The sequence below is a fragment of the Parvimonas sp. KA00067 genome (genome assembly GCF_001553085.1).
GTDB lineage: Bacteria > Bacillota > Clostridia > Tissierellales > Peptoniphilaceae > Parvimonas > Parvimonas parva.
Genome location: NZ_KQ960145.1, coordinates 81,387 through 98,193, shown reverse-complemented (window position 1 = coordinate 98,193; position 16,807 = coordinate 81,387). Strand labels below are relative to the sequence as shown.

Annotated in this window: 16 protein-coding genes and 1 pseudogene; all 17 read left to right on the top strand. The window is 32.8% G+C overall.

The genetic code is table 11. The features are described from left to right. Nucleotides 1-164 precede the first annotated feature (164 nt). Entirely contained in the window at nucleotides 165-299 is a 135-nt protein-coding gene (locus HMPREF3181_RS08025; protein ID WP_255353725.1) for a hypothetical protein, read from the top strand. 152 nt (nucleotides 300-451) lie between these two features. After that, on the top strand, nucleotides 452-1,222 hold the full coding sequence (locus HMPREF3181_RS02430) for a replication initiator protein A (RefSeq protein WP_039991207.1): 771 nt from the start codon (nucleotides 452-454) through the stop codon (nucleotides 1,220-1,222). Next, nucleotides 1,222-2,067, top strand: a complete 846-nt coding sequence (locus tag HMPREF3181_RS02425; protein ID WP_010680137.1) for an ATP-binding protein — start codon at nucleotides 1,222-1,224, stop codon at nucleotides 2,065-2,067. The genes HMPREF3181_RS02430 and HMPREF3181_RS02425 overlap by 1 nt, the downstream gene beginning before the upstream one ends. Then, a complete protein-coding gene (locus HMPREF3181_RS02420) occupies nucleotides 2,067-2,555 on the top strand; it encodes a PcfB family protein (RefSeq protein ID WP_068472610.1) in 489 nt (162 codons plus the stop codon). The genes HMPREF3181_RS02425 and HMPREF3181_RS02420 overlap by 1 nt, the downstream gene beginning before the upstream one ends. Next, nucleotides 2,552-3,595, top strand: a complete 1,044-nt coding sequence (locus tag HMPREF3181_RS02415; protein ID WP_082713874.1) for a type IV secretory system conjugative DNA transfer family protein — start codon at nucleotides 2,552-2,554, stop codon at nucleotides 3,593-3,595. The genes HMPREF3181_RS02420 and HMPREF3181_RS02415 overlap by 4 nt, the downstream gene beginning before the upstream one ends. Before the next feature lie 39 nt (nucleotides 3,596-3,634). Continuing rightward, nucleotides 3,635-5,472 (top strand): annotated as a pseudogene (locus tag HMPREF3181_RS02410) (DUF4368 domain-containing protein). Nucleotides 5,473-5,547: 75 nt separating this feature from the next. Further along, complete coding sequence (locus HMPREF3181_RS02405) at nucleotides 5,548-6,120, top strand: TetR/AcrR family transcriptional regulator (RefSeq protein WP_000079884.1); 573 nt, start codon at nucleotides 5,548-5,550, stop codon at nucleotides 6,118-6,120. Between the two features lie 50 nt (nucleotides 6,121-6,170). Further along, the gene (locus HMPREF3181_RS02400) at nucleotides 6,171-6,689 is read left to right on the top strand and encodes a ClbS/DfsB family four-helix bundle protein (protein ID WP_000708365.1); all 519 of its coding nucleotides are present in this window, start codon (nucleotides 6,171-6,173) and stop codon (nucleotides 6,687-6,689) included. Between the two features lie 140 nt (nucleotides 6,690-6,829). Further along, the gene (locus tag HMPREF3181_RS02395; protein WP_002842637.1) at nucleotides 6,830-8,569 is read left to right on the top strand and encodes an ABC transporter ATP-binding protein; all 1,740 of its coding nucleotides are present in this window, start codon (nucleotides 6,830-6,832) and stop codon (nucleotides 8,567-8,569) included. Beyond that, nucleotides 8,562-10,271, top strand: a complete 1,710-nt coding sequence (locus HMPREF3181_RS02390; protein ID WP_004838399.1) for an ABC transporter ATP-binding protein — start codon at nucleotides 8,562-8,564, stop codon at nucleotides 10,269-10,271. The genes HMPREF3181_RS02395 and HMPREF3181_RS02390 overlap by 8 nt, the downstream gene beginning before the upstream one ends. 2 nt (nucleotides 10,272-10,273) lie before the next feature. Next, nucleotides 10,274-11,779 (top strand): ABC transporter ATP-binding protein, encoded by a 1,506-nt coding sequence (locus HMPREF3181_RS02385; RefSeq protein ID WP_002842626.1) that lies wholly within the window; start codon nucleotides 10,274-10,276, stop codon nucleotides 11,777-11,779. A 1-nt stretch (nucleotide 11,780) separates the two neighbouring features. Next, the gene (locus HMPREF3181_RS02380) at nucleotides 11,781-12,485 is read left to right on the top strand and encodes an energy-coupling factor transporter transmembrane component T (RefSeq protein ID WP_025194627.1); all 705 of its coding nucleotides are present in this window, start codon (nucleotides 11,781-11,783) and stop codon (nucleotides 12,483-12,485) included. 10 nt (nucleotides 12,486-12,495) lie between these two features. Next, the gene (locus HMPREF3181_RS02375) at nucleotides 12,496-13,080 is read left to right on the top strand and encodes an MptD family putative ECF transporter S component (protein WP_000791747.1); all 585 of its coding nucleotides are present in this window, start codon (nucleotides 12,496-12,498) and stop codon (nucleotides 13,078-13,080) included. Nucleotides 13,081-13,345: 265 nt separating this feature from the next. After that, nucleotides 13,346-13,762, top strand: coding sequence for a sigma-70 RNA polymerase sigma factor region 4 domain-containing protein (locus tag HMPREF3181_RS02370; RefSeq protein WP_001074477.1), 417 nt, complete (start codon nucleotides 13,346-13,348; stop codon nucleotides 13,760-13,762). 83 nt (nucleotides 13,763-13,845) lie between these two features. After that, nucleotides 13,846-14,175 carry a DUF3847 domain-containing protein gene (locus tag HMPREF3181_RS02365; protein WP_009346081.1) on the top strand — a complete coding sequence of 110 codons (330 nt, stop codon included), beginning with the start codon at nucleotides 13,846-13,848 and terminating at the stop codon, nucleotides 14,173-14,175. 244 nt (nucleotides 14,176-14,419) lie between these two features. Further along, a complete protein-coding gene (gene mobQ / locus HMPREF3181_RS02360) occupies nucleotides 14,420-16,072 on the top strand; it encodes a MobQ family relaxase (protein ID WP_068472607.1) in 1,653 nt (550 codons plus the stop codon). Nucleotides 16,073-16,074: 2 nt separating this feature from the next. Next, nucleotides 16,075-16,807, top strand: a 733-nt coding sequence (locus tag HMPREF3181_RS02355) for a phage replisome organizer N-terminal domain-containing protein (RefSeq protein WP_068472605.1), incomplete at its 3' end; no start/stop codon positions are given.

The window sequence follows — 16,807 nt, the reverse complement described above, 5'->3', positions numbered from 1 at the left end:
CAAGGATTATGAATTCAAGAATTGGATGAAACGTTTGGCGATTTACGAACATTTCTTACTTGTACCTTTTTTACTAATACCAATCATATCGGAAATTCAGGCAGTAATTGTTGTTTTTCTATGGAAATGAATTACAGATTTTAAGTGTATGGGAGCGTGATATATTGAAAAATAAAAAATTACCTGTTTGCGGAGTAGGTCCTGCTTATGTTATTTGTTGCTTTATTTTAACAGTTGTAGGAATTGCTATAAGAAATACTGGATTTTTAAAACAAGGGAATTTGCAAGGTGTAAAATAAAAAGCAAATAGAATCATACCTTGGTTTAGACGAGGATAAGGTTAGATTGATAAATACAAAAAACTAAATAATAAACGACTTAGACGATAGAACAATAAAAAAATCTATCGTCTTTTCTTTTGTCCAAAAATAATTTGAGAGGAGGTGTGGGTGTGAATTTTGACTATTTTTATAACAGAGATGGAGATAGGTTTAGCTTTTTTATGCTACCTAAAGTTTTAGTAACGGACGAAGCCTTTAAGGGGTTATCATCAGATGCCAAAATACTTTACTCTTGCCTTTTGGAGCGAACAAACTTGTCATATAAAAATAAATGGATTGATGATGAAAAAAGAGTATATATCATTTTCACTGTAGAAGAAATTATGACAATGCTAAATAAATCAAATAAAACAGCTGTCAAAATTCTAAATGAACTTGATAGTAATACAGGTGGTATAGGACTTATTGAACGCAAAAGACAAGGTCTTGGAAAACCCAACATCATCTATGTAAAAGACTTTATGAGTATCTTTAAGTCCGAGTGTAATAATTACACTTCAGAAATGAAGAATTTACACTTAAGAAATGTAGAAACTACACTTCAAGAAGTGAAGAATCTACACAGAAGTAATACTTATAATAATAATCTTAATTATAGTAATACTGATTTTAGTATTTGCAAAGGCGAGTATGGAACATTCCAAAATGTCTTTTTGACAGACGATGAAGTAGTTGACCTAAAAGAAATACTCATGAATCAATTCGATAACTATATCGAACGCTTATCCACATATATAAAAAGCACAGGAAAGAACTATAAAGATCATAAGGCAACTATCCTTTCTTGGTTTTACAAAGATCAAGGAAATCAAAACCAAAAGAAGAATACTAAAAATAAAAGCTATAGCTTAGAAGATTATGAGATTGGAGAATATTTATGATGAATAAACTAAAAGAGCTTCTTATTGACGGAGCAAAATACAATTACGATCCTGATACAGAATACATCAAAGACGGACACGCCTATTGTAAAGTCTGCAACGAAAGAAAAGACGGAGAAGTAATGGACATCTTTGGAAGCAAGAAGATATTCAAAAAGCAGTGTGAGTGCGATAGAAATAGGCTAAAAAAAGAAGCTGAGAGAAAAAAATGGCAAGAAATTGAAGATCTAAAAAAGAGATGCTTTAATTCTATGAACCAATGGGCATATACTTTTGATAACTATCAAGGCGGAAAAGAGCAATGCTTTACTGTTGCTAAAAATTTTGTAAAAGAATATGAAACGATGAAAAAAGAAAATATCGGACTTCTATTCTTTGGAACAGTCGGTAGTGGAAAAACCTACCTTGCTTGTTCAATAGCCAATGCACTAATTGAAGAATATCAAATTCGAGTGAAGATTAGAAACTTTGCACAAATCATTAACGATTTACAAAAAGGTGGATTTGATTTTGATAAAAATGAATACATTGAATCCATTGTAAGTGTACCGGTACTTATCTTAGATGATTTAGGAATTGAAAGAGATACAAGCTATGCAAAGGAGCAAGTATATAACATCGTAAATAGCAGGTATCTAAAAAATAAACCAACCATCTTTACAACAAACATTCCTATAGAACAAATTAAAAATTCAGATGATGGAGTTGAATACGAAAGAATTTATTCGAGGATTATGGAAATGTGCATTCCAATTAAAGTTACAGGAGAAGACTTTAGAAAGAAAGTTCAAAAAAGAAAATTGGAGAGAAATAGGGAAAGGCTACTTGGAGGGGGTGAGCGATAATGATTAACGAAGAAGTTTCAAGCAAGGCAATTAACCTTGAAATACGACTTGCAAAGCTAACAGCAAGAGAAATAGTAAAATTACTAAAAAAATTACTTAAAGAAGCAGAAAAAATGGGTGGAGACTTAGATGCTTATCTAAAGAATAAAGGAAATCAAGTTAAGCTAAAAGATATGGTAAAGAAAGGACAGCTTGAAGAAATCAATGTTAAAGATGGTGAATTAAAAGAATTAAAAAAAGAATTGAATAAACATGGTGTTAAATTCTCAGTGATGAAAGATAAGGAAACAGGAACACATTCGGTATTTTTCCAAGCAAAAGATACAAAAGTTCTGAATAAAGCTTTTCAAAATGTGCTTTCTAAAATTGAGAAAAAAGAGAAAAATAAGGAGTCCATTCATAAAAGCATAGAAAAATTCAAGGAGATGGCAAAGAACACTGTTTCTAAAGATAAAGTCAAGAATAAACAAAAGGAGCAGAGCCTATGATAGATAAGATATTAAAAGACATCAAAGGCTTATTCAAAGTGCAAGATAAGGCAAAGTTTCTAAAGCAGAATATTCCCTATCTTGCATTTTTCTATGTGGGCAATATCTTCTCTCACCATGTAAGAGCCTATACTGGTGGCGATGTGATAGACAAAATCTTTCAAGGAATATTAGAGCTTAATACCATGAGATTTATTCCGAGCATTCATCCTTCTGACATTTTAATGGGCGTGGGAGTGGCAGCTTTAATTAAATTTATCGTCTATACCAAAGGTAAAAATGCAAAAAAGTTCAGGCAGGGGAAAGAGTATGGATCAGCCCGATGGGGAACGAGAAAAGATATAGAGCCGTATGCGGATGAAAAGTTCCAAAACAATATCTTGCTTACTCAAACTGAGCGATTAACCATGAATGGCAGACCGGCAAATCCAAAGTATGCGAGAAATAAGAATGTGCTTGTTATAGGTGGTTCTGGTTCAGGAAAGACAAGATTTTATGTAAAGCCAAATCTAATGCAAATGCACTCATCATATTGTGTAACAGATCCTAAGGGAACGATAGTCATTGAGTGTGGCAAGATGCTTGAAGATAATGGCTATGAGATAAAAATCTTAAATACCATCAACTTCAAAAAGAGCATGAAGTATAATCCATTCGCCTACCTTAGAAGTGAAAAAGATATACTCAAATTAGTGCAGACAATCATTGCAAACACAAAGGGAGAGGGTGAAAAAGCAGGTGAGGATTTTTGGGTGAAAGCAGAAAAACTCTACTATACAGCTCTTATTGGATATATCTTCTATGAAGCTCCAAGAGAAGAAAAGAACTTTGCAACACTACTGGATATGATAGACGCTTCAGAAGTCAGGGAAGATGATGAAACATATATGAATCCCATTGATAGACTATTTGAAGCATTGGAAAAGAAAGAGCCTACGCACTTTGCGGTAAAGCAATATAAAAAGTACAAACTTGCTGCTGGAGTAATAGAATTAAGGAGAACACTTAATCACTATTTTAGTGAAATATGTACTTCTTAATTCTTTTTTTATTGAAAAATTAAGAGAAAGGGGGTAAAAATGAGGAATTTTGAAAAGATAACAGCACTCTATGAGAGATTAAGTCGTGATGATGAACTGCAAGGAGAGAGTAACTCTATCATCAATCAGAAAAAAATATTGGAAGAATACGCAAGCAAAAATAACCTGTCAAACATCATTCACTTTACAGATGATGGAATCAGCGGAACACAGTTTGACAGACCGGGATTTATGGCAATGATGAACGGAGTCAATCAAGGAAATATTGGTTGTATCATCGTAAAAGATATGAGCAGACTTGGCAGAGATTATCTCAAAGTCGGTCAATGTATGGAGATACTAAGACAAAAGGGCGTAAGACTAATCGCTATCAATGACAATGTAGATAGTTTTTACAGAGAAGATGATTTTACCCCTTTTAGAAATATCATGAACGAATGGTATGCAAGAGATACATCAAGAAAAATCCAATCGACTTTCAAGTCAAAAGGGGAAAGTGGAAAACATACGGCAAGTACACCGCCTTATGGCTATATCAAAGATGAAAAAGATAAAAACAAATGGATAGTAGATGAAAAAGCAGCAGAGATAGTAAGGCGAATATTTAACCTGACCATGCAAGGAAATGGTCCGTATCGAATAGCAAAGATATTAGAAAGTGAAAAAGTAGATATACCCGCCTACCATCAACAAAAATTAGGCTATGGACTATATCAAAGCAAAAACTTTGAACATCCCTATCGTTGGTGCAGCTCAACCATAGCAAGCATTTTAAAGAAACAGGAATACTTGGGACATACAGTCAATTTCAAAACAAGAAAACACTTCAAGGATAAGAAAAGCAAATATGTATCCGAGGATAACTGGCTTATTTTTGAAAATACACACGAGCCAATTATAGATCAAGAAACCTTTGACAATGTGCAAAGGATAAGAGGAAATGTAAAAAGGTATCCTGACGGTTGGGGAGAATATCACCCACTCACAGGACTGATGTATTGTGCAGATTGTGGAAGTAAAATGTATGTTCATAGAACAAGCAATTACAAAAATATACCCTATTACACTTGCAGTGCCTATACTAAAACACCTTGTGGCATGCTTTGTCCATCAGCACACAGAATAAAAGCGGAAGTAGTCTTAAATTTAATACAAGACACACTAAAAGATATTAAAAAATACCTTGATGAAGATAATGAAGCCTTTATCTGTTCCATTCAAAATGAAATGGAAGAAAAAGAAAAAATAGAGATAGAAAAGAAAAAGGTAAGATTAACGGAAAGCCAAAACAGACTTAGGGAACTCGAACGACTTATGTGCAGAATTTACGAAGATATGATCCTTAACAAAATACCAAATAGCAGATATGAGATACTAAACAATCAATATGAAACAGAGCAGATAACTTTAAGCAAAGAGATCAAAGATTTAGAGCAGCAGGTATCAAGATATGAAAAAGAAACAGACAGAGCAAGAAAATTTATATCTCTTATCAGTCGTTATGAAAACTTTGATGAACTTACAACTACAATGATAAATGAGTTTGTAGAAAAGATTATCGTACATGAAAGAGATAGAAAAGGAAGTCAGACATCAAAGCAAAAGATAGAAATTTACTTTAATTTCATAGGTAATTACGAACTACCACAGGCGGAGTTAAGCGAAGAAAAAAACAAAAACTTGAGGAAGAAGAAAGAAAAATCGAAGAAAGAAAAGACAAGCTACATCAAAATTACCTAAAGCGTAAAGCGAGTGGAAAACAGAAAGAGTATGAAGATAAATATAAGGCAAGAAGAGAACAGAAGAAACAGGAGAAAATAAAGGTTTTGAAAAGAGTGGGGATACCGGTGAGTGAGTATATAAAAACAAATATTTAAATCTATCTTGACAAATATTGAATTTTAATTTATTATTAAATGTAGATTCAGTATTGGAATAGAAAGAGGTGTGCTATGGCACAAGTATTAAAAGAAGAAGTTAGAAATAGAATACTCGAAGCAGCAGAAAAAGTATTTTATAAAAAGGATTATAGAGGTGCCAAATTAACAGAAATTGCAAAAGAAGCAGATATTCCTGTGGCACTAATTTATACCTATTTCAAAAATAAGGCAGTTTTGTTTGATGCAGTAGTAAGTTCTGTTTATATAAACTTCGAGTCAGCTTTTAATGAGGAAGAATCTTTGGAAAAAGGTTCTGCTTCTGAAAGGTTTGATGAAGTTGGAGAAAATTATATTCATGAACTTTTAAAAGATCGTAAGAAGTTAATTATTTTAATGGATAAAAGCTCAGGTACAAAGCATACAGAAGCAAAACAAAAACTCATATCGCAAATGCAGGTTCATATTGAAGTAAGTTTAAAAAGACAATCGAAACAGGAATATGATCCAATGCTTGCCCATATTTTAGCCAGTAACTTTACAGAGGGACTTCTTGAAATAGCAAGGCATTATCAAAGTGAAAAGTGGGCAAAAGATATGCTAAAACTTATTGCAAAGTGTTATTACAAGGGAGTGGAATCATTGTAAGTTGATTTGATATTTAAATGCGATAAATTTAAATTTTTGGAGGAGATATTTTGAAGATATATAAAGATAAAGAAGAACTGAAATCTGAGATAAATAAAAGTTTTGAAAAGTATATTTCTGAATTTGATATTATTCCTGAATCTCTCAAAGATAAGAGAGTCCCTGAAGTTGACAGAACACCAGCAGAAAATCTTGCTTATCAACTCGGATGGACAACATTAGTTTTGAAATGGGAAAAAGATGAGAAAAACGGTTTTGAAGTAAAGACACCGTCGGATATGTTTAAATGGAATCAACTTGGAGAATTATATCAGTGGTTTACCGATACTTATGCTCATTTATCGATAGAAGAATTAAAGAAACGATTGAAAGAAAATATTATATCTATCTATACAATGATTGATACACTAAGTGAAGAAGAATTATTTCAACCGCATATGAGAAAATGGGCTGATGAAGCTACTAAAACAGCGACATGGGAAGTTTATAAGTTTATTCATGTTAATACGGTTGCCCCTTTTGGAACGTTTAGAACTAAGATTAGAAAATGGAAAAAGATTGTGCTATAATTTTTGATTTGCTGATACAGTAATTTAAAAAAATATAGTGATCGGATAAAATAGACTTTGCGTAATCAGCAAAGTCTTACTTTAAACCTTAATACTGAATTAAAATTCAATATTATTCAATTTTGAAAGGAGAGTTGTTCATGCCGGAAAAAGAATTAAGGAAAAAAGTGATTGGGAAAAATAGTTTATCCAATTCACTTCTTGCTTTAAAAATAGTATTTGATTTGATACCACAAATCTTACTTGTATATTTGATTAGTTCTTTAATCACAAACAATATTAACGAAGGTAATTTAAAGTATATATTCTTGGGAATCTTTATATCGTTTGTATTAAAAGGAGTGTTTTATTATTTTGCAACAAAGGTTGCCCATGAGAAAGCATACGAAAAATTAACAGAACTTAGGTTAGATATTATCGGTCATCTGAAAAAACTAAGTTTGGGATTCTTTAAAGAACATAATACAGGAGAGCTTACCAACATTGTTCAACATGATGTAGAGCAAGTGGAAGTATACCTTGCCCATGGTCTTCCTGAAATAATGGCAGTTACACTTCTGCCTACCATTATTTTTGTAGCTATGATTTTTGTGGATTGGCGTCTTGCTCTTGGGATGATTGCCGGAGTTCCACTCATGTATTTGGTAAAAGTTCTTTCACAGAAAACAATGGATAAAAACTTTGCGATTTACTTCAATCATGAAAACAGAATGAGAGAAGAGCTAATGGAATATGTAAAAAATATTTCTGTGATTAAGGCTTTTGCTAAAGAAGAGGAAATTAGTGAAAGAACATTAAAAACGGCAAGAGAATATATTTACTGGGTTAAAAAGAGCATGGGGATGGTTACAATTCCAATGGGACTCATTGACATATTTATGGAAATTGGAGTGGTTATTGTCATGATTTTGGGAAGCATATTTCTTTATCATGGAAATATTACAACGCCTAATTTTATCCTTGCCATTATTTTATCGTCTGCTTTTACTGCTTCTATAAGTAAGACAGCTACATTGCAACATTTTTCTATTGTGTTTAAGGAAGCGTTAAAGGCGATAGGGAAAGTATTAACAGTTCCACTTCCAAACAAAAAGACAGAACAAGGTTTAGAATTTGGAAACATAGAATTTAAAGATGTGAATTTTGCATACGGAAAAGATAGCTTTGAGCTTAAAAATATCAATTTGAATTTTAAGAAAAATAGTTTGAACGCCTTTGTAGGAGCAAGCGGTTGTGGAAAGAGTACGGTATCTAATTTGCTTATGGGATTTTGGGATGCAGATGAAGGACAAATACTGATAAATGGAAAAGATATAAAAGAATATAGTCAAGAAAATATCTCAATGCTGATTGGTAGTGTGCAACAAGAAGTTATCCTTTTTGACTTAAGTATTTTTGAAAATATAGCAATTGGAAAACTAAATGCAACAAAAGAAGAAGTCATAGAAGCTGCTAAAAAAGCAAGATGCCATGATTTTATTTCAGCATTGCCAAATGGATATGAAACACGAGTAGGTGAAATGGGAGTTAAGTTATCCGGTGGAGAAAAACAAAGAATCTCTATAGCAAGAATGATACTGAAAAATGCACCGATTTTAATATTAGATGAAGCAATGGCGGCTGTTGATAGTGAAAATGAAAGACTTATCGGCGAAGCAATTGACGATTTAAGCAAGGATAAAACCATCATTACAATTGCTCATCATCTAAATACGATTAGAGATTCAGACCAAATTATTGTTATGGATAAGGGTGTTGTTCTTGATGCAGGAAGCCATGAAGAGCTGATGAAAAGATGTGATTTTTATAAGGATATGGTTGAAGCACAGAACAAGGTAGATAGATGGAATTTGAAAGAGGTGGTAACAGAAAATGTTTAGAGAAATGTTAAAACTACTTACAAAAACTGGCAAGAGAGATTTGATTATATCGAGTGTATTCTTTGCCCTTTATGGACTAAGCTCCATAGCTATGATTGTGATCGTATTTTCTATACTGTTCCAAATATTCGATGGAACGAGCTTAGCAAGTCTATATAAATATTTTATTGCGATTGGATTACTTGTAGTGTTCAAAGGTATTTGTAATATGGTTGCAGATATGAAAAAGCATAGTGCAGGTTTTGATATTGTTCAGCAAATCAGAGAACGCATGATTATCAAATTAAAAAAATTCAGCTTAGGATTTTATACCAACGAAAGACTGGGCGAGATCAATACAATTTTACACAAAGATGTTGATAATATGTCCCTTGTTGTAGGACACATGTGGTCAAGAATGTTTGGTGATTTTTTGATAGGTGCAGTCGTATTTGTTGGTCTTGCAAGTATTGATTTCAAACTTGCTATTATTATGGCTGTATCTGTTCCGATTGCACTTATCTTTCTATATCTGACAATTAAGCAATCTGAAAAAATAGAAAATCAGAACAACTCAGCACTTCTTGATATGGTTAGCTTATTTGTTGAATATGTTAGAGGAATACCTGTACTAAAGAGTTTTTCAAACAATAAGAGCTTAGATAATGAGCTTATGAACAAAACGAAAAAGTTCGGAGAAACAAGTAAAGCAGCTTCAAGATTCAAGGCAAAACAGTTATCTATATTTGGTTTTTTACTGGATATTGGATATTTAGTTCTTTTAATTGCAGGAGCAATACTTGTTATAAAGGGAAATCTCGATGTGCTTAATTTTATTATCTTTGCGGTAATTTCAAAAGAGTTTTATAAGCCGTTCGCTTCTATGGAACAACACTATATGAACTATGTTTCGGCGGTAGATAGTTACGAAAGACTTTCAAGAATTTTATATGCAGATGTAATCCCGGATAAAGTGAATGGAATTGTTCCGAAAGATAATGATATAGCTTTTGATAACATTGGATTTTCCTATGAAAAAGATGAATTTAAAATGGAAAAATTGAGCTTTTCTATTGCTGAAAAAACAATGACAGCCTTAGTTGGAGAATCAGGTAGTGGAAAGACCACTATAACCAACTTACTTCTAAGATTTTATGATGTGCATAAAGGAAAAATTACACTCGGAGGAATTGATATAAGGGATATTCCTTATGATGAGCTTTTAGACCGTATTAGCATTGTCATGCAGAATGTTCAATTGTTTGATAACACGATTGAAGAAAATATCAGAGTAGGTAAAAAAGGAGCTACAAAAGAGGAAATCATTGAAGCTGCAAAGAAAGCAAGAATACATGATTTCATTATGAGTTTACCAAAAGGTTATGAAACTGATATTGGCGAAAATGGAGGAATTTTATCAGGTGGACAAAGACAAAGAATATCTATTGCAAGAGCTTTTCTAAAAGATGCACCGATTTTAATTCTTGATGAAATGACAAGTAATGTTGATCCTGTAAATGAATCTTTGATACAGGATGCTATTACAGAACTTGCAAAGAATAGAACTGTACTTGTAGTGGCTCATCATTTAAAAACAATTCAAAAAGCTGACCAAATTCTCGTATTTCAAAAAGGAAATTTACTTGAAAAAGGAAAGCATGGTGAACTTCTTGCAAAAAATGGTTACTACACAAAATTATGGAAAGCTCAGTATGAGGTATAACCATGATTTTGCTAAAAAATGTTTATTATGAATGGGAAGATGGACGAACTGCTTTAAAAAATGTCAATCTTGAAATTAGAAAAGGTGAATTTGTTTTAATTTCAGGGAAAAGTGGAAGTGGTAAAAGTACTCTTGGAAGTGTGATGAATGGTCTTATTCCACATTATTACAAAGGCAAAATGAAAGGGGAAGCCTTTGCGTCCGGAAAAGATATAAGCAAATTATCGCTTCATGAAATAGGGCGTATTGTAGGTACTGTATTTCAAGATCCAAGAAGTCAATTTTTCACGACAACGACAGATGAAGAAATAGCTTTTGGGCTTCAAACTATCTGCAAATCAAGATATGAAATCAAACAGAGAGTAGAAGAAGTATATGCAGAGCTGGATATTGAGGAACTGAAAGGAAAATCTGTTTTTGAATTATCAAGCGGGCAGAAACAAAAGATAGCTATTGCAAGCATCTATGCAATGAATCCGAAAGTTTTAATTTTAGATGAGCCTTCAGCAAATTTGGATATGAAAGCAACATTTGACCTATTTTTAATTTTGGAAAAATTAAAGAAAAAGGGAACAACTGTTGTTCTAATTGAACATCGTTTGTACTATGTAAAATCTTTATTTGACCGTTTTCTTTTGGTTAAAGATGGAGAGATTGCACAGGACTTGAGTCGGGAAGAAGTTATCCATCTTGAAGGGAAGTTTTGGGATGATAATGGACTAAGAACTCTTGAATTAAAAGAATACAGGATAAGTGAGAAGAAAGATTTATATCAATTAAATGATGAAAGTATCAGTGGGAAAGGCTTGAAATTTTGTTACCCAAGTGCAACTAAGGTTGGAAATAAGCAAAATCAATACATCTTAAATCATCTTGATTTCAATATGGAGTGCGGAATAGCCATTGGTCTTATCGGCTTAAATGGTACCGGAAAAACTACCTTTGCAAGAGTGATTTCAGGACTTGAGAAGATAAAAGAGGGGAAGATATGGACGGGGAAAGATAATTCGCTTAATCATAAAGATTTAATGGATATGTCATATTTTGTCTTTCAAGATTCAGACTATCAGTTGTTTTCGGAAAGTGTACTTGATGAAATGCTGCTTGGTATTTCAAGTAAAGATAAAAAAGAAAATACTCAAAAGGCAAAGTCTATTTTGAATGTACTTGGCTTAGATAAATACATTGATAAGCATCCGTTTGCTTTATCAAGAGGAGAAAAACAAAGACTCACAATAGCTTGTGGAATGATGAAACAGGCAAAAGTTTTTATCTATGATGAACCAACATCAGGTTGTGATAAAGACTCAATGCTTTCAGTGGCAAAATTAATTGAAGAACAATTAAAAAATGGAACAACAGTTTTGGTGATAAGTCATGATTTTGAGTTTTTAGCGAACACAGTGAGTAAGCTCTGGGTAATGGGAGATGGAAAAATAGAAAGTGTTTTGAATATGAGTGAAAGTAATAAAATTCTCATATTGGACAAGATGAGAGGAGGTAGATAACTTGATGGATAGAAAAACAGTCGATCCGAGAATAAAACTTACTCTACTTCCAATTGTTGGATTTACGAGCTTTTTTATAAGCGATACAATTCTACTTTTCGGACTGATTCTCTTTGCCTTTTTTCTGTATGTATACAGCAGTATGTGGAAAAGAGCATTACGCTTTATTTTGTTTTTTGTGATTTTATACTGCATAGAGTTATGGCTTGGAAAGTTTTGTGAAGCAAGTATCGTATTTGCAATATATATGTTTATTTACTTTGCATCAAGGATGACCTTAATTGCTATGTTTGGTGGATATATAACAAAGACTACAAGTGTAAGTGAAATGCTTGAAGCATTAAATAGAATGAAAGTACCAAGAAGCATTGGTATACCTTTTAGTGTTTTGCTTAGGTTTGTACCAACTATAAAAATAGAACTCAAGGCATTAAAAGAGAATATGAAGATTCGAGGAATCGTAACAAGTAGATTTTTTCCCTTGCTACATCCAATTAAATATATTGAATATACGCTTGTTCCGCTTTTAATGAGAATGATTAAGATTTCAGATGAACTGTCAGCTTCAGCACTCATTAGAGGACTTGATAGTGATGAGAACAGGGTTACATTAACAAAATTGAGGTTTAGAACAACGGATTTGTTGATTGGACTATTAGGAGCTTTGATGATTGCTCTTGTGATAGTAATACAGAAAATTTATTAGGAGGACTTTTATGAAAAACAAATTAAATGGTCGTGATTTTATTACAATCGGAATCTTTAATGCAATTGGAATTGTCATATACATGGCGGTTGCATTTGCTATGGCAACAACAGTGATTGGAGGATTTATTGCTTCAGGAGTTAGCTTTATGGTAGCTGCTACCGTTTATATCCTTATGGCTTTGAAAGTTAAAAAGAAGGGCGTATTTACAATATCAGGAACGCTTCTTGGTTTAATTGCATTGTCAGGAGGACATTTGCCTCATGCAGTCTTTGCTGTAATCGGTGGAATTATATGTGATTTGATTATAGGAAATTATGAGAGCAAGGGACGAATGATTATTGGATATGGGATATTTGCATTAGCGGATTTTTTAGGGACAGTAATTCCTGTGATTTTATTCGGAACAGCTTCTTTTGTGGAAAGAGCATCAAAATGGAAAATGAGTGAAGCACAAATAAATGAAGCATTATCTTATTTCAAAGTTTCATGGGCAGTAGGCTTTGCCTTGATAACATTTGTTCTTGCTTGCATAGGAGCATTCGTTGCAACAAAGATACTCAAAAAGCATTTTGAAAAAGCAGGAGTGATTTAATAATAAATTTACTTAGGAGGGAAAATAATGGAGGGATAATTATGTCAAAACTTATAGTTTCGGTTTTCACAGAACGATATAATTATCCTTTTTTATTCTTGGAATTGCTTACACATAGCAATAATACTTTACCAGAAACGACCAAATAGAAAATTATATAAAACATTAGTTTTTAAGCCGAGAGGACTTTTTACGCCAAAGTGTAGAAGTCCTCCTTTTTTATTCTCAAAACCAAAACAGAGAACTTAAAAAGGAGGATGACTAAGTGGCAAAGAAAGAATATTACCTTTATGTAAAAGGCAAAGCCGTACCTGTAAGTGAAGAAGTCTACAAAGCCTATTGGAAGATAACAGAGCATGAAAAGTATCTCCAAAGAAAAGATTGGAAGCATAATGTAATACCATTTTCGGCACTGGATCATGATGGACACTTTGTAGATAACATCATAGATGAAAAGATAGACTTAGAAAAAATTGTAGAAGTAAAAATGCGAATTGAAGAACTTCATAAAGCATTAAATACTCTTACAAAAGAAGAACGAGAACTAATGGAAGCCATCTTCTACAAAGAAGAAAGTCTAAGGTCAATCAGCAGAAGAGAGAAAGTTACACATCAAGCAATCAGTGGGAGGAGGGATAGGATTTTAGAAAAACTGAGAAAGATTTTAGAAGATAAAATCTAAAAACTTGGAAAGGTTAAGTGTCAAAAAAGGTGCTTAACCTTTCTTTATGGAAACAAGCAGATACCAAAACGGAGGAATTAAAAATGAAGAAAGAAAAAACATTACAGGAAGTACAGGAACAAATTTCTGAACTTCAGGAAGAAAGAGAAAAGTGCGATGTAAAGCTGAAACAATTACAAAATCAAGGCAAAAAATTAGAAAAACTGGCAAATGAAAAGGAACGAAAAAGAAGAAATCACAGGCTCATACAAAGGGGATTGATAGTAGAAAGGGTCATTAAAAATCCTCTAATATTTACCAATGAGGAGATAGAAAAACTGTTAAATATCTCTACTCACACAGAAGAATACAGACAAGCCTATGAAGAAATGATAAATGGGAAAGATATGGAAGATGAAACAGACATAGAGTAGATAAAATAAAAGACCTTAGTTTTTTCAGAAGCTCCCTGCAAGGGCAAAAAGCTTCGCAGAACGCAAAGCACCCTTTAGGGTGTATAATTGCGCCCTTAGAAAAACTAAGGGATTTTAGCAAGTCTTTAAAAATCCAAAACTTAATAAAAACATACGGATAAAGTAGATAGGAAAAGATACAAAAAATAACCTGTCTGCTTTTTCCTTTACCTGAAAACAAACAAAAAATGAAAGGAGCTTAAAAGTGGTAGAAACATTTCACTTTAATATTTCTATGATAAGCAGAGGAAAAAGTAAATCGGCAGTTGCAAGTGCAGCATATATCTCTTGTGAGAAAATCAAAAATGAATGGGACGGAGAAGTTCACGATTACCATAATAAAAAGGGACTTTTACATTCAGAAATCTTCTTGCCGGAGAATGTTCCCATAGCATTAAAAGATAGAACTACATTATGGAACAGCGTTGAACTAAATGAGAAAGCAAGCAATGCACAGCTTGCAAGAAATTTTATCATTGCTCTACCAAAAGAATTATCCTTTGAAGAAAACAAGAAACTCATTACCGACTTCATACAAGAACATTTTGTATCAAAAGGAATGATAGCAGACCTTGCAATCCATGATGAAAGTGATGAAGAAAATAATAATATCCATGCCCATATTATGACTACTCTTAGACCAATCAATGAAAAAGGAGAGTGGCAGGCAAAAAGCAAAAAAGAATATGTTCTTGATGAAAACGGAGAAAAGATAAAATTAAAAAGCGGTAACTACAAAACAAGAAAAGTAGAGCTGACAGACTGGAACAATAAAGGAAACGCAGAGAAATGGAGAGAGAATTTTGCAAGTCTTTGTAATCAGTATTTAGAAAAAAATCATCAGGAAAAGAGAGTGGATCATCGTTCCTACAAAAGACAAGGGATAGAAGAAATTCCAACCATTCATATGGGAGCAAGTGCAAGTGCCTTAGAAAGAAAAGGCATTGAAACGGATAAGGGAAATATCAATAGAGAAATTAAAAAGCATAACTCCTTAGTAAAAGCCATTAAGAACAAGATAAAAGAAATCACTTTTTGGATAGACTCTTTACTTGGAAATCTGCAAGCAAAATACGATGAGTATAAACAGACCAAAAAAGATGAACTGGAGAACAAAGCAGAACTCTTTAACCTCTATGAGTATATTTCTATCTACAACGAAATACAGGGAGAAAAAACAAAAAATCTATCCTACTATGGACAGATAAAAAAGGGAAATGCAGACCTAAAGAGATTTGTAAAAGCAATCTACTATTTGAAAGATAATCATCTTCAAACCATAGCAGACCTACAAGAAAAAGTCTTTGAACTGGCAAAGCAAAGTAAAAAAATAAGTGGTGATATTCAAGATAAAACACAAAGAATAAAAGACCTAAATCAATGTGTAAGTTGCATAGACTCTATCAAAGAAAATAAAGAAGTCTATCAGGAATACAAAAGCAAAACCATATTCAAAGACAGCTTTTACAATTCTCATAAAAAGGAAATAGATAAGTACCAAAGAGCAAGAAAGATTATAGAAAAATTTACCGGGACATCAGCCATAAAATTAAGTGATTGGCAAAAAGAAATATCAAGCCTTGAAAAAGAGATACAAGACTTAAGCGAAGATAAAGCTAAAGTACAAGATGAATTTAAGCAGATAGACCATATCAAATATGCAGTAAAGATTGTCAATGATGAGTATGGAATAGATTTATCCATAGAGATAGACAAGGCAATTAAGAGAGGAGATAAACCAAGCGTAATTGCACAACTGAAAAAATTCCAAGAGCAAGAGGAAATAAAGAGGCAGTACAAACAAAAAGCCAAGGAAAAGGCTAAAGAAAATTATAAAAATAAAGGGGAGGAAAGATAAAAATGGCAGACAACAGAAGATACTATTGGTTAAAATTGAAAGAAGATTTTTTTACAGATAAGAGAATCAAAAGGCTAAGAAAAATATCAGGAGGAGATACCTATACAATCATTTACCTCAAATTGCTTTTACTTAGCTTAAAAGATAGTGGGAAGCTGTATTATGACGGAGTAGAAACAGACTTTATCAAGGAGCTTGCATTAACGATTGATGAAACGGAAGATGATGTAATGGTTACAGTAAATTATCTTGTAGCACAAGGATTGATGGAGATAATCACAGAAAATGACGAGTATTTTTTAACAGAAATCCCAAGTCTTATAGGTTCAGAAACAGCTTCTACAAGGCGTTCAAGAAAATCGAGAGGACAAAAAGCGTTGCAATGCAACACCAGTGCAACACCTTGCAACCTTTTGCAACAAAACTGCAACGGAGATATAGAGATAGATAAAGAGATAGATATAGAGTTAGAGAAAGAGGGGGAGATAGAAAAAATATCCCCCTCCCTTTATGGAGAATATAAAAATGTTTCCTTAACCGATGAAGAATATGGGAAGTTAAAGGATAAAATGCAAGGTCATAGGGAAGAAATGATAGAGAAGCTGTCAACCTATATGCAAAGCACGGGAAGAAACTATAAAGATCATTATGCGACCTTAGTTCATTGGTATGAGCAAGATAAAGGTAAATTAAAAGAAAGCCATAAATCAAAAGTATATACCTTTGAAGATTATG

What these genes read in the sequence shown, in the direction of transcription:
- HMPREF3181_RS02420 (WP_068472610.1), top strand. Translation starts at nt 2,067, where the DNA reads ATGATTAACGAAGAAGTTTCAAGCAAGGCAATTAACCTTGAAATACGA.
- HMPREF3181_RS02375 (WP_000791747.1), top strand. Translation starts at nt 12,496, where the DNA reads ATGAAAAACAAATTAAATGGTCGTGATTTTATTACAATCGGAATCTTT.
- HMPREF3181_RS02390 (WP_004838399.1), top strand. Translation starts at nt 8,562, where the DNA reads ATGTTTAGAGAAATGTTAAAACTACTTACAAAAACTGGCAAGAGAGAT.
- HMPREF3181_RS02395 (WP_002842637.1), top strand. Translation starts at nt 6,830, where the DNA reads ATGCCGGAAAAAGAATTAAGGAAAAAAGTGATTGGGAAAAATAGTTTA.
- HMPREF3181_RS02365 (WP_009346081.1), top strand. Translation starts at nt 13,846, where the DNA reads ATGAAGAAAGAAAAAACATTACAGGAAGTACAGGAACAAATTTCTGAA.
- HMPREF3181_RS02385 (WP_002842626.1), top strand. Translation starts at nt 10,274, where the DNA reads ATGATTTTGCTAAAAAATGTTTATTATGAATGGGAAGATGGACGAACT.
- HMPREF3181_RS02405 (WP_000079884.1), top strand. Translation starts at nt 5,548, where the DNA reads ATGGCACAAGTATTAAAAGAAGAAGTTAGAAATAGAATACTCGAAGCA.
- HMPREF3181_RS02425 (WP_010680137.1), top strand. Translation starts at nt 1,222, where the DNA reads ATGAATAAACTAAAAGAGCTTCTTATTGACGGAGCAAAATACAATTAC.
- HMPREF3181_RS02415 (WP_082713874.1), top strand. Translation starts at nt 2,552, where the DNA reads ATGATAGATAAGATATTAAAAGACATCAAAGGCTTATTCAAAGTGCAA.